Raw genomic sequence first — 13,049 nt, 5'->3', positions numbered from 1 at the left:
CTTGCCGTCGTGAGTCGCTTATTGGATTGGCTTGGTCGGTTGGCGTCGGCTCAGAACAGCGCGTCGAAGTCGATCTCGGCCTGCTCGCGACGGACCACCGGCATCGAGCGAGCAGCGCTGCCCAGGTCAGACCACATGCTCACCAGGTTGTTGAACCGCAACGCCTGCTTGGCCCACTTGCGGCGTTCGCAGATCGCGTAGAGCAGGTAGGCAAGCTCCTTGACCGCGTCCAGGTCGCCACGGCTGGCTCCGGCGTCGGCCATGAACCGGGCCGCCGAGTCGATGCCCTGGGTGTCGAGCCGCTTCACCAAGTGCAGCACAACCTCCCAGACCGCCACCCGGTCGTCGTCGACCAGTGAGTAGTCGTCGGGCAGTTCCTCGGGGGTGATCAGCCGCGCCTTCCCAGCCCGCGCCCGGAAGATTCCGGCCCGCTCCAGCCCCGCCACGCTGGTGTTGATCGCCTTGGCGAGCGTCTCGGCGGTGCCGTACGGCCCTTCGTCCCAGCCATACTGCTCGAACCACTTGAGCGCGAACCGGCTGTCGGCGTCCAGGTCGCCCTCCTGCTCGGTCAGCACCTCGGCGAGCACCTGATTAATCAGCGCCAACGCCGTCCGCACCCGCATCGGGGAACCATCCGGCTCGGTCACCTGGCTATAGCCGCTGAACACCGCCATCCCCGGCCCAATCGCCGCCTGCGCCAAGTCGACGGGAGCGATGTTCCCCTGCTGAAGCTCCTTAAGCGCAATCGGCAACTCCTCACGGAGATAAGCGATCAAGCCCCTCCGGTCAGTCGACGCAGCCTGCTGTTGCCGTCGTCGGCACGCCAGGACCACTGATGACGCCAGCGCATTCGATCCAATATCGCGCATTCGACCGCCGCGCTCCGTGCGAATTGGCCAAGTGCCGGTAATCGCCCACCCTGCGCGGATTAAGCCCTCAAGCAGACTCTCCCATCCGGTAGAGGCGCTACCTTCACCACTCGCCTCGGCCTGCTTGAACGCGTAGTAGATGGTAATCGGATATCCAACTGGCGCATTGTCGCAAAGTCGTCGAAAAACCTGCTCAAATCCCTCTCGGAAAAACTCTTCAGCCGCCAGGGGGCCACCTTGCCGAACGGGGTCAGCAACAAGTTCCATGTCTTTAGGGGTTGCTATTGTCTCGAATATGGAATGAAATCGCGGAGCCAGCGCCCGACGAAGCCATACGTAGAAGTAGTCGGCAAGATTCGCGTAGGACACGTTGTCGTAGTATGGCGGATCTGTCGAGACCAGCTCGCCCCTCGCGGCGGCCGTTCGAGTAGCTGCGTCGGACTGAACGACATACCCTACTTTGCCGGGGCGCAACTGATAGAGAACTCGGACTATGCCGCGGAACATAAAATCCAAGTTGCCCGATGAATTGCTGAACGGGTTGACCTCTGCATAGTCCCAGGTCATGGGTAGCGCCTGTCTTGCGAACGCGTTGCGAATACCTTCATTTTTGGGGTCAGGCATCCACGTGCTGACCGTCGAACTGTAGTCACTAAGTCGACTCACGGCGAGAGCCAAATATCCGGAAATTGCATCAGCGTACGATAGAGAACGATCGTCGCCTCGACTATGAGATGCCACCATGGCATGGCCTGCCACTATGTCACGGGCTTCTCTTGCAAGGTCGCATAAGGTAACAAGTGCAGCCAACTGCCGCCCAGTAAAAAGTTCAGCGTACCGAAGCATCCCGTAGCCCGAGATCCACAAATTCCGCGGATCCAGCGCCAACTCCGTATCAGGCACTTCAGGAATGATTAGGTTATCGACCGGCATATGGGAAGCACCGCAAGGCGGAAGATAGACACGCCGACGCCGACCCTCGGCAACGATGGCCATGAGTTGGGCACCGATCCGCTTCGCCCTGCCCTCCGAGCGCACGTAGGAGAGCGGTACCGGCTCGGCGCACCCGATGCAGATCGCGCCCGTTCGGCTGACCGTGCCGTCGTTGTCCTTCGTCGGGGCGTTCGACACATCGTGACCGATCGCAAAGGTCACCTTGCCGCCCACGACGGACGGGATGACGTACGCCTCCTTGCCCTTCTTCTTGCCCAGCCACCACGATCGGACGAGCGGCATCTCGATCCGGCACGCGGGGTTCGGGCAGCGAACCGTGCGCGCCCAGATCCAGGCGATGACCGTGGCCTTGCTGCCGTCCGGCAGCGTCGCCTTCGGATAAAGGTGCCCGATTCGCTTCTCGGCCTCGTCCCGCATCCACTGTCCGTACCGGCGCACGTCCTCGGCGAGGCCCGTTGTGCCGGGCCAGCCACCGATCCGAGATGATGCGGCCCCCGGAAACACTGGCGGTTGTCCGGCCCACTTCGGCGGAATCTCGATCAACGCCTTGTTGATCAGGACGGCCACCGGGTTGAGGTCGGATGCATGCGCCTCCAGACCGAGCCGCTGGGCCTCCAGTGGGATCGAGCCACCCCCGGCGAACGGGTCCAGGATCGGCGGCGGGTTCCCGCCGCACGACTTCCAGATCTCCCTCCGTGCCTCCTCAAGCAGCGCCTCGTCGTTTGTGTTCTCCCAGACGACCATGCGCTCGATGAGGTTGTGCAGCCTTTTGCGCTCCAGAATTTGATCTTCTTCGGACAGGGCCGGGTCCGATGACGGGTCATCCACGAGCTGGGCAAACAGCACGGCACGGCAGGCCGCGAGCGGGCGTCGAGCCCACCAGAGGTGCAGAGTTGAGGGGTGCCCGTGTCGGATCGACTTCTCCCGGGCGGACTCCTTGTTGATCGCCTCAAGCGGCAGCGACACCTCGATCAGCTTCCGCTTACGGAACTCCATTGCTCTCGACCCCCCTAGCGTCAGTCTGGGAGCGCACCGACGCTATTGAGGCCGATTCAGTTTTGCCAGTGCGTCATATCGCGACCTTTGAACCTTCAAGGAAGCCACGAGACTATCCAGACCGCAGCGAAAAAGCCTCATACAAGCGAGTGCTGTCGATGGCACTGACGGACGGATGTGCTGACAAGTACAAGACAAGGGCATTGACAACATTGCTATCAATGGGTAAAAGGGTGCGCCATTAAAGGGGTGTCCAAGGGGGCCTTGCTGAGAGTAACGCCCAAGACGTGCCGGCTCGAAAGACTCGGACTGTATGTAGGCAGGTGGGTGGCACGGGAATTGGAATCACGCACAGGCGTTCGAATGACTAGTTGTAATGTGCCCATGGGTCGACCGTTGCTGGAACGACTCGACAAGTTGGCCCGGTCACACAGCTGGCCAGTTGGAAACAGATGACGAGCGGCATCGACGCGGTCACGAGCAGGTGGAAGGCTCTGGAACAGGGACACCTCGCTCACCAGGGTGGGCGGGCCCGCGCCCAGTTGTCGGCCCAATCGCCGGTGATCCCGGTCGACTCAAAGTCGCCGAAGTCGGCACCGAGGAACGGGTTCGCCAGGTAGCGCACCTCGTCGTACTCCGGACCGCGCGCCAGATCCACCGCGACCAGCGCCAGCCGGTACGCCGGCCCAACGTTCTTGGCGTGGAATACCTGAGTCCGGGAGACGAAGAAGTCTCGCGCCCCGGCCACCCGGCCTTTCACCTCGATATCGATCCGCTCGCCGCTGTCAGGGGTGCAGCTGCGTACGTCGTACCCCGGATTGTTGTGCGGCATCGGCTGCGGCTCGCGGCCCAGCGCCCGCTCGGCGGCGAGCACGGCCGCTACCGCCCGGCGGTCCACCCTCGCCGGATCCGTCGCGTGGGCTGCGGGGCCGCCGGCCAGCCGGTCGAGCAGCCCCTGCGGCACGACCAGTGCCAATCCGGCCAGCGTCGGCGGTTGTGGCATCACCGCACCGTCCCGGTCCAGTTCGGCGATACGCCGCTCCAGCCGGCGTTCCAGATCCTCGGCCCGGCGGCGGGCCGTCTCCGGCCGCATCATGACCTGGCGATCAGCGGCGACCGCCGCTGCCAGCCGCCCCTCCTCGCCGTACCAGTAGTTGATCTCCTGGGTGAGTCGCTGGGTGACCTGCTCGCGCGTCCGCCGAACCAGCGCACCGATCCGCTCACGCGCCTCGGCCAGGTGTTCGGCCATGCCATGCTCGACGGCCCACGCGATGGCCAGATCCTCCGCGCCGTCGACCCACCAGCCGGCCTCGATGATCGGCACGAGCAGCACCGATTCATCACCGTGCAGGGACCGGTAGTCGAGATACGGCGCTACTCCGGCGGATCGGGCCGTCCCGTCACCGACAAGTTCGACAAATTCGAATCGCTCGGAGACCACCCGTGGCGGGGCGTGCCCGTCGGTCAACTGCTGGGTCAGCGCCACCAGGAGCCGCGGCTGGTCGCTGGCGTCTCGCTCATCCACCAGGATCGCGCCCTGCCGCAGGAGCGTGCCGTGCCGCTCGATGACCGCCGCCACCACCGCATCGAGCAACGCGTGCCCCGGAGCGAGCAGGTCCGCTCGGGGGCGCCCCGGTGGCCGGATATGGATCCGGTCGAAGCAGACCCGCTCGTAGCGGCGGAGCACCGGACTCGACGGGTCGGTCGGGGCACTCGGATCCCGCAACGCCGCCGGCACGTGGGTGATTTCCCACCGGCCGGACTCCCGCCGGTTGATCCGCCCGCCCAACGCTGGAAAGGCGCGGAGGAAGAACGCCTCGACGAAGTGCGGTTGCAACCGCCGCGCCCGGGCCTCCTCCATCTGCTGGCGGATCGTCTCTAGGTCCGCCAGCGAGAACAGGTCCCGGTGCAACGCCCGCTCGGCCAGCAGCTCGGCGAGCCCGTCACCGACCCTGGCATCGATCACCTTGGTGAGCCACTCCCGCCGCTCGGGCCGGTCGCCATACCGCAACGCCTCGATCAGCAGCTCGCGCAGAGGTTGGCCGTCAAACGCCTCGCCGAGCACGTCGAAGACCTTGTCGGTGCCGAGCGCCCGGCGCTGCTCCTCCAGCTTTGTGAAGAGGCGTAGGAAAACGGCTCCCTCGCGGGTGTCCTTGGCGACCAGGTTCCATAGATGGCAAACCTCGGTCTGGCCGATGCGGTGGATACGGCCGAACCGCTGCTCGATCCGGTTGGGGTTCCACGGCAGGTCGTAGTTGACCATCAGGTTGGCGCACTGGAGGTTCAGGCCCTCGCCGGCCGCGTCGGTGGCCACCAGCACCACGCAGTCCCGATCGTGGGTGAACGTCTCCTGGATGCGCCGGCGGTCCTGTCGGCGTACGCCGCCGTGAATCGCGACCACGGCATGCGGGCCGATCAGGGCGCCGATCCGCTCGACGAGGTAGCTCAGGGTGTCCCGATGCTCGGTGAAGATGATCAGCTTGCGCAACCGGCGGGTGGAGTCCCGCATCGCAACCGGATCGAGCAGCAACTCCCGTAGCTCGCCCCACTTGCGGTCATCGCCCGCGTTACGGACCTGGCGAGCCAGCGCCTCCAACTCAACCAGGACCGTGATCTCATGGTCCAGCTCCGCGACAGTACGGGCGGCGGTCGCCGCGTCGACCACGTCCTCCTCGACCGTCTCCACCTCGTCGGCGTCGAACTCTTCCAGGGTCAATTCGAGCTGGTCAGAGCCGGTGCCAGCAATCAGCTGGACGAACCGGCGGTTGGTAAGCGTGTCTTGCGGCCGTCCGTACACCATCTCCTGCCGACGGTTCTCCAGCCGATTGCGGCGTCGTTCCAGCGACCGCCAGATCGCCTCCGGGCTGGAGGCCAGCCGCCGTTGCAGTACCGTCAGCGCGAACCCCACGGTGTTGCCCCGGCCACCCTCACCCGCCTGCCTGAGCGCGTCCACCCGGTTCCACTCACCGCGTACGTACGCGGTGACCTCGTCATAGAGCCGCTGTTCTCCCGGTGAGAGTGGGTACGGCACGGTCGACGCTCTCCGCTCGGGAAACAATGCTGTGCCGTCGAACCGGAGCAGTTCCTCCTTGACCATTCGTCGCATGACACCACTGGTGTCCAGGCTATGTGCGCCCGGACGATACCGGCCCTCGAACCGATCCCGGTCGAGCAGCGCCAGGAAGAGCTGAAAGTCCTCTTCCTTACCGGCATGTGGGGTGGCGGTCATCAGCAGCATGTGCCGGGTCAGTCTGCCCAGCATGCGGCCCAGCTCGTAGCGCCGGGTCGTCTTCAGCTCCCGCCCGAAGTAGTGAGCCGACATCCGGTGCGCCTCGTCGACCACGACCAAGTCCCACTCGCTGCGCTCCAGCATGGCCAGCAGCTCGTCCGAACGGGAGAGCTGGTCCATCCGGGCAATCATCATCGGATGCCGCTCGAAGACGCTCGCGCCGGTGCTCCCCTCGGTCAGATCCCTGGTCAGGATGTCAAAACGGAGACCGAACTTGTCCAGTAGTTCGTCCTGCCACTGCTCGACCAGGCCGCCAGGTGCGACGACCAGGCAACGGACCACGTCACCCCGGAGCAGCAGCTCCTTGATGTAGAGGCCGGCCATGATGGTCTTGCCCGCCCCCGGATCGTCGGCGAGCAGAAACCGCAGAGGCGTACGCGGCAGCAACTCGCCGTAGACGGCCCGGATCTGGTGCGGCAGTGGTTCCAGCTCACTGGTGTGTACCGCCAGCATCGGGTCGAACTGCCCGGCCATCCTGATACGCAATGCCTCAGCGACGAGCCGGAAGGCCACGCCATCGGCGTCGAACAACCTGCGCTGCTCGGCGGGTGTGTCAACCTCTAGAGTCGACAACTCACTGGCATAGACCAGACGTTGGCCGGTTCGTCCGTCACCAAACTCGTAGGTAACCTTCAATGCGACGGCACCCACCGGTTGAACAGCCAAGATGGTGACCGGGTTATCAGGCACGAGACCGACAACCCGCATGCCCTGATCCAGGGTGGCTATCGGCTCTTCAACCACAGTCACGGTCCCTGAGGGCTCGACGATCCATCCAGTGGTGCGGCATCGCTTATCCGTTTCGACACCGCCGGATCGGCTAGCCTCTCATACAGCAAGGACTCGCCTCTCCCCGCCTTGAATCTCGAACAACTGGTCTGCGGCGCCGGCGGCGTCCGAAGCGGATCGCCCGCAAGGTGGGCGGTCGCGTCACCCGTCAAAGCGGCCGGATGCCGCCGTCCGGGCGACGGCATGGTCATGTAGGTCGAGGAGAGCTTGAACCCGTTGATCTCTTCCGCATCGAACCGCACCGGAGGCGCGGCCCACCGGGCGGGGGTCACCGGCCACAGCCCGAACCCCGTGAGCTGGGCAAAACCAGCGGTAGCGGATTACCTGCGATCGTGATGGTGTGGTTCGCATGGTGGTACCTCCGCCCCACCCAGCCGTTTTCCTGACCTGCTGGTTCGTGGCGGGATGTGGTCACCATGCGAACCGCCGGAGTGGCGCCTGGAGGAATAGTGGACGCCATACGCTCTTCGAGCGGTTCGCTGGCTGTCGGCTCGGTCTGCAACTGGCCCGATCCGCCTGCGCCGTCCGTGCCGGGCCTAGTGACTGAGCACGACCTTGCCCGAGAGGCGGCCGGCGCTGTGACGACGGTGCACCTCGACGATCTCGGTCATCGGGAGACGCTCGCTGACGCCCGGCGAGATTTGGTTCGCATCCGCCAGGCGAGCGATCGCGTCGAGCTGGGCGGGATCCCGGCGGACGGTCATGACCATCGCGCGTACCGCGTGGCGGCGGTCCGTTGACGCGGACGAGGTGATGGAGACCAGTTGACCCTCCGGCTCGATGAGGGTGACGAGCAGGTTCAGGCCGGACCCGTCGATGGGTGCTGTGTTGAACACCGCGTCGACCGGCTCGGTCAGCCGGTCGACGGTGTAGTCCAGAATCTGGTCGGCGCCAGCCGACTGGGCTGCCGTGATGCTGGCCGGGCCTGCGACGCCCACGACGGTGGCACCGGCCAGCTTGGCGAACTGCACGGCGAACCGACCGACGCCGCCGCCTGCGCCGTTGATCAGGATGCGTTGACCGGGCCGGACCCGCAGATGGTCGTGGATGCCTTGCCAGGCGGTGAGCCCGGCGACCGGGAGGGCGGCGGCGTCGGCGAGCGGGATGCTCGTTGGCGCGGGAACCACCGTCGCCGCCGGTGCGAGGGTGAACTCCCCGGTAGCGCCGTCCGCCGGCCGCGGCAGAGCCGCGATGACCTGGTCGCCGGTCGCGCGGTCGGTGACGCCCGCGCCGAGTTCGACGATCGTGCCAGCGACGTCTGTGCCAGGGATGTGCGGCATCCGGACGGGATGAGAGTGGCGCAGGATTCCGGCCCGGATGATGGCGTCCGCCGGGTTGAACGACGTGCCGGCGACCCTGATCAGGACCTCGCCGGGCCCGGGGACGGGGATCGGGGCCTCCTCGTAACGGAGCACCTCCGGTCCGCCGTACTCGTGCATCCGGATGGCGTGCATGTCTTCTCCAGGAGGTCGGGCCCGTGGCCACGAGACCCGGGGGGCGGGTTCGTGGCCACGGTCGCGCGGGCGGGTCAGCCGCTGACGAGCTTGCTGGCGTACTGCGGGTTGTTGTGGTCGCGCCGGGCGGCGATCTTGCCGTCGGGGTGCAGGTAGGGCGCGAGGCGGTCCGCGTCCTTGGTGTTGAACGCCTCGACGAACTCACGAAAAAAGGGTGTCGTTGCTCTGTGTCATGTCAGGTTCCTTCACTTGGTGGGTTGAGCGGCGCCGTTGAACACCGGCGGGGCGTAGCCGGCCGGCTTGTCGCCGACGCCGAGGCCGGGGCTCACCACCCAGGACTGGTACTGCGGGGTGAACATGCCGTACGGCATGCCGAGGATCGGGGCGCTGGCCTCGTCGAGGCGGCGACGGGCGTCGGCGGGAATCTCGAAGTCGAGCGCCTCGAAGTTGCTGCCGACCTGCTCGGCGCTGCTCGCCCCGATGATCACCGAGGCGACGGCTGGCTGGGTGGCGACCCAGTTGATCGCGACCTGGGCCATGCTGCGACCCAGCTCGGCGGCCACGCTCTCCAGGGCCTCGATGACCTGCCATTCGCTGGGGCTGACCGCGCGACCTCCGGCCTCGGGATTGGTCAACCGGCCGGTCCCGCTCAGGCCGTCGCCGGTGCGCCGGTACTTGCCGCTGAGCAGGCCGCTGGCGATCGGGCTCCACGCGGTCAGCCCCATGCCGACGGTCTGGGCCATCGCCACGTACTCCGCCTCAATGCCCCGGCCGACCAGGGAGTAGGGGAGCTGCAGATTGATCATCGGGGCCAGGCCGTGCGCCTCGGCGTAGCTCTGCGCCCGGGCCGCGTACCAGGCGGGCACGTCGGAGAGGCCGGCGTACCGGATCTTGCCGGCGCGCACCAGGTCGTCGAGGGTGTGCACGACCTCCTCGACCGGGGTGATCCGGTCCCAGGTGTGCAGCAGGTACAGATCGATGTAGTCGGTGCCGAGCCGACGCAGCGACGCCTCCACGGCCCGCATGATGTGCTTGCGGCCGTTGCCGCTGGCGTTCGGGTCGGTCGGGTCGACGGTGTTGGTGAACTTGCTGGTGAGCACGAGCCGCTCGCGGTCGCCGGCCTGGTCGATCAGGCGGCCGAGGATCTTCTCGCTCTCCCCGGCGGTGTAGAAGTCCGCCGTGTCGATGAAGTTCCCGCCCGCCTCCAGGTATCGGCGGAAGATCGGCTCGGCCTCCTCCTCGAGCTTGCCGTACGCGGCATGGAAACCGTCGACGCCGAAGTTCATGGTGCCCAGCGCCAGCCGACTGACTCGCAGACCGGACCGCCCGAGCAGGTAGTAGTGGTTCATCGTTGCGTCCTCCCGATCATGGTGTCGGCCCGGGTGCGGACCGCGTGTCCAGACCTTTGCTCGCTAAAAATGGACCTGCAAGTCCAAACCTGAGCTAGGGTTGGACCCGCAGATGCAGACCAGGAGGTCCCAATGACACGGGCGTTGACCCGCAAGGGCGAGGCGACCCGGGCGCGGATCGTCGTCGGCGCGGCCGCCGAAATTCGGGAGCGCGGCGTCGATGAGGTACGCCTTGAGGACGTGATGGCCCAGACCGGCACCAGCAAGGGTCAACTTTTCCACTACTTCCCCGGTGGCAAGGAGGAGTTGCTGCTCGCGGTGGCCCAGCACGAGGCCGACCAGGTCCTCATCGACCAGGAGCCGATGCTCAGCAACCTGACCTCCTGGCCGGCCTGGCTGGCGTGGCGCGACCGGCTCATCGAGCGCTACCTCGCGCAGGGAGTTAAGTGCCCGCTCAACGGTCTGCTCGGTCAGACCGGCCGGCGCGCGCCGGGCGCCCAGGCCATCGTGACCGGGCTCATGTGGCGCTGGCAGGCGGCGATCACCGAGGGCATCCGGCATATGCAGTCGACCGGGGACATCGCCGCCGAGGTGGACGCCGACCGCGCCGCAGCGGCGCTGCTGGCCGGCATTCAGGGCGGCGTACTGCTGCTGCTCTCCACCGGGAAGATCGATCACCTCGAGGCCGTTCTCGACCTCACCATCGAACGCCTGCGGGCTGGCGCCCGCACGGCCTGACGCCCGGTCGGCGGCTGGTTCGCATGGCGGTACCTCCGGCCCACGCATTCAACTGACCTGCGGTTCCTGGCCTTGCCGCAGCCGCCATGCGAACCTCTAATGGCCGAAGTCCGACGCTGGCTCCGGTGCTCGGTCGTCGGCTTGGCTTCGCAGCCATCCGTACAGCTGAACCGGCCTACGGAGAGTGACGAGCTACAGCGACCGACGGGGCGAACAGGTGCACGGCTGTCACCGACGCCGGCCGACAGCAGCATCGATCTTCGCAGGGTGCCTGTCCTGCGACGCGAACCGACTCACCGAACCGAAGGCTGACGGCTGGTGGGTTGCCACGAACGTCTACCGGGTTGAATTACTGTCTGTGGCCGGCTCCAGTTCGGCACCGAGACCGTCCAGACGAGGTGACGGGCGGCGCGGTTCACGGTCGCCGGCCAGGTTGTCCGGAACCTCCTCAACGGCGACCACCATCGAGCCATAGCGGCGCATCGTCGTCCCGGCTGCCGGCTCCTGGCCTGTGATGAGCCATACGCCCGATGAGGTCAACTCACTCAGCGGCGGCCCGTCCGGATCACCGCTGGTCATCCTCACATGATGATCCGTAGCGACCTGCGATGCGGCCTCGACGGTCAGGCCGACAAGGTCAGGCACCTTCGTCTCCCTCTCACCCGCCGGGCCAATCCAGACCACGCCAGCCTCCCTGAGAGTCACACCGCACAGGACGTCGCGCGAGAAGACGTGCTGGGGCGACGTTAGTGGACACCTCACCAGCGCGGTCCGCGACCAGTACACAAGAGGACCGCGGTCTGCGGGGGCGAGAGTACTCGGATCGACCCGTCGCCAACTGCGGTCGCCACCGCTCGCGGGTGTTAAGGGTGGCGCATTTCTCGGCCGTTCCGATGGTCTTGGCCGACGAGTCATGAAAGGGTGTCCCGATGAGCGCCTTAGCCGTAAGTCACCGGGCCGGTATCCTGGGTGTCGGCTACGAGGGTCGCTCCATCGATGAGTTCGTGAACGGCCTCGCGGACATGGGCGTCACACGCCTAGTTGATATCCGGATGACGCCGATTTCGCGCAAGCGCGGCTTCAGCAAGTCGGCCCTCGGTCAGGCGCTCGCGACGCAGGGCATCGCATACGAGCATCGCCGGGAGCTTGGTAACCCGAAGGAGAACCGCCCTGGGTTTGGTGGCAACCCCGAAGAGTTGCGATCCGCGCGGGCGGTGTACGCCTCTCGGCTGGAGCACTCTGAGTCACTGGCGGCGCTCGACGCGCTCGCGGAGACGGCGCAACGCGAGCTGGTGGCGCTGCTCTGTTTCGAGGCGGATGAGCGTCGCTGTCACCGCCAGGTCGTGATAGGCGCCATCGAACGCCGGATGCCTATCGTTTCGGCCAGTACACGCCCAGCACGCTGAAGACGTGCACGCGCTTGGCCTGGTTGCCGACGTAGAAGGCGACGTCACGATTCGGCGCACACATCTCCCGCAGAAACTTGGCCTCCAGAGCTTCCCGCAGCGCGGCATCCGAGTAGCCGGCGAGCCGACGCTGTAGCGCTACCAGCTCCCAGTCGATGACGTGCTGCTTGTGTCCGTGGCACCCAGGCTCGTGGCAGCGGTAGTGGTACGCCGCCTTGAAGCGTGGCGCCTGTAGCGGGAACCTGCTCCGGCCGCTGAAGAGGTCGGGCTGACTCGCGTAAGCCTCAATCTTGCGCTGCTCGTCAGCGCTCCAGCCGGGGTGCGGCGTGACCTTGAGGCCGCGAACCTCCTTGGGGCGCACGAGTGCCAGCGATTGCGCGTCAGCGCGTTCCTGGGCGTCGCGGTTGAGGCGGCACATCGAATCCTCTACAGCTGGGTCAAGCAACGGCCGTCGCGACCTCCAGCCGTCGAGATGGCGCTCCTTCTGGAACCGCTCCATGATCGGCTTCCAGCTTTCGCGCCGCTGGTCCTGCCGTGCCGGCTTGACGTCAACGGAGACGATGTCGTACTTCTTGAACGCCTCGTCGCTGTCCAGATGGCGGAAGTTGATCGGGTAGAGGCGCACCCACGTCGGTTTCAGCACGTCCGTCCGCAGCCCCGCTACGCAGACGGTCTCTCCGTACCTCTCTGAGGGGTTGGGCGCAGCCTTAACAGTTATCAGGAGCTGTAGCCGTACAGTGCGGTCGTCGGTCGGCTTCGGGTCAGGTCCGGCCCCACTGGGACCGAAGAGCGACATCTGGGCCATTCGCGCCTCCAGCGGAGATAACCGTAGGTAGCCGTGCGGTCACGCGAGGGATTAAGATTCTCACGGATCGACGGACCGGCATAGAGCGCGTGGTGCCGCTTGTGGTGCGACGCCATGAGTGGTTCAAGTGGCTGTAGTCGCGGCTGCGAGTCCCGCCCGCGCCACCAGCCGTTTTCCCTGTTCAACGGCGGGCGAGAGGTCAACATTCGGCCGAAGCAGAGGAGCCAAGAGTTCAGCCAGCGTTGACAACCTTTGCGACGTTCGGGTCGGGGTGCTTTGCTCAGCTGGTGAGATCTGATTTCGAGGACTGGGCGCGCCGGACGTTTTCAGGGTGGAATGCGGTCACCATTGCATCCACCATCCTCGGTCTTCTCCTGTTCGGCTTGGGGCTCATGCTCGG

The 13,049-nt window shown here is 66.1% G+C and carries 8 protein-coding genes; 2 read left to right on the top strand and 6 right to left on the bottom strand.

Going from position 1 to position 13,049, the window contains the following annotated elements; genetic code table 11:
• Positions 1–50: 50 nt before the first annotated feature.
• The 4 genes from O7597_RS03500 to O7597_RS03485 all read right to left on the bottom strand — a co-directional run bounded on the left by O7597_RS03500 (position 51) and on the right by O7597_RS03485 (position 9,700).
• The gene (locus O7597_RS03500) at positions 51–2,819 is read right to left on the bottom strand and encodes a DUF1156 domain-containing protein (protein WP_281581996.1); all 2,769 of its coding nucleotides are present in this window, start codon (positions 2,817–2,819) and stop codon (positions 51–53) included.
• Between the two features lie 514 nt (positions 2,820–3,333).
• Positions 3,334–6,852 (bottom strand): helicase-related protein, encoded by a 3,519-nt coding sequence (locus O7597_RS03495; protein ID WP_281581995.1) that lies wholly within the window; start codon positions 6,850–6,852, stop codon positions 3,334–3,336.
• Between the two features lie 581 nt (positions 6,853–7,433).
• Positions 7,434–8,351, bottom strand: coding sequence for an NADP-dependent oxidoreductase (locus O7597_RS03490; protein ID WP_269737712.1), 918 nt, complete (start codon positions 8,349–8,351; stop codon positions 7,434–7,436).
• A gap of 245 nt (positions 8,352–8,596) precedes the next feature.
• Positions 8,597–9,700, bottom strand: coding sequence for an aldo/keto reductase (locus tag O7597_RS03485; RefSeq protein ID WP_269737711.1), 1,104 nt, complete (start codon positions 9,698–9,700; stop codon positions 8,597–8,599).
• Positions 9,701–9,832: 132 nt separating this feature from the next.
• Here O7597_RS03485 and O7597_RS03480 point away from each other — a divergent pair, with 132 nt between their 5' ends.
• A complete protein-coding gene (locus O7597_RS03480) occupies positions 9,833–10,438 on the top strand; it encodes a TetR/AcrR family transcriptional regulator (protein WP_269737710.1) in 606 nt (201 codons plus the stop codon).
• Between the two features lie 336 nt (positions 10,439–10,774).
• On the opposite strand, the gene O7597_RS03475 is transcribed toward O7597_RS03480, so the two are convergent.
• Positions 10,775–11,083 (bottom strand): PASTA domain-containing protein, encoded by a 309-nt coding sequence (locus tag O7597_RS03475; RefSeq protein WP_269737709.1) that lies wholly within the window; start codon positions 11,081–11,083, stop codon positions 10,775–10,777.
• Positions 11,084–11,367: 284 nt separating this feature from the next.
• Between O7597_RS03475 and O7597_RS03470 the strand changes: the two genes are divergently transcribed.
• Positions 11,368–11,844, top strand: a complete 477-nt coding sequence (locus O7597_RS03470) for a DUF488 domain-containing protein (protein ID WP_269737708.1) — start codon at positions 11,368–11,370, stop codon at positions 11,842–11,844.
• Here the strand turns inward: O7597_RS03470 and O7597_RS03465 are convergent.
• The gene (locus O7597_RS03465) at positions 11,810–12,649 is read right to left on the bottom strand and encodes a hypothetical protein (RefSeq protein ID WP_269737707.1); all 840 of its coding nucleotides are present in this window, start codon (positions 12,647–12,649) and stop codon (positions 11,810–11,812) included. The genes O7597_RS03470 and O7597_RS03465 overlap by 35 nt on opposite strands.
• Positions 12,650–13,049: the final 400 nt, after the last annotated feature.

The sequence above is a fragment of the Verrucosispora sp. WMMC514 genome, assembly GCF_027497295.1.
In the GTDB taxonomy this organism is placed as follows: domain Bacteria; phylum Actinomycetota; class Actinomycetes; order Mycobacteriales; family Micromonosporaceae; genus Micromonospora; species Micromonospora palythoicola.
The sequence above is the reverse complement of the archived record's forward strand: the minus strand, read 5'-3'. Positions and strand labels throughout refer to the sequence as shown.

What these genes read in the sequence shown, in the direction of transcription:
- O7597_RS03465 (WP_269737707.1), bottom strand. Translation starts at nt 12,649, where the DNA reads ATGGCCCAGATGTCGCTCTTCGGTCCCAGTGGGGCCGGACCTGACCCG.
- O7597_RS03500 (WP_281581996.1), bottom strand. Translation starts at nt 2,819, where the DNA reads ATGGAGTTCCGTAAGCGGAAGCTGATCGAGGTGTCGCTGCCGCTTGAG.
- O7597_RS03480 (WP_269737710.1), top strand. Translation starts at nt 9,833, where the DNA reads ATGACACGGGCGTTGACCCGCAAGGGCGAGGCGACCCGGGCGCGGATC.
- O7597_RS03470 (WP_269737708.1), top strand. Translation starts at nt 11,368, where the DNA reads ATGAGCGCCTTAGCCGTAAGTCACCGGGCCGGTATCCTGGGTGTCGGC.
- O7597_RS03490 (WP_269737712.1), bottom strand. Translation starts at nt 8,351, where the DNA reads ATGCACGCCATCCGGATGCACGAGTACGGCGGACCGGAGGTGCTCCGT.
- O7597_RS03485 (WP_269737711.1), bottom strand. Translation starts at nt 9,700, where the DNA reads ATGAACCACTACTACCTGCTCGGGCGGTCCGGTCTGCGAGTCAGTCGG.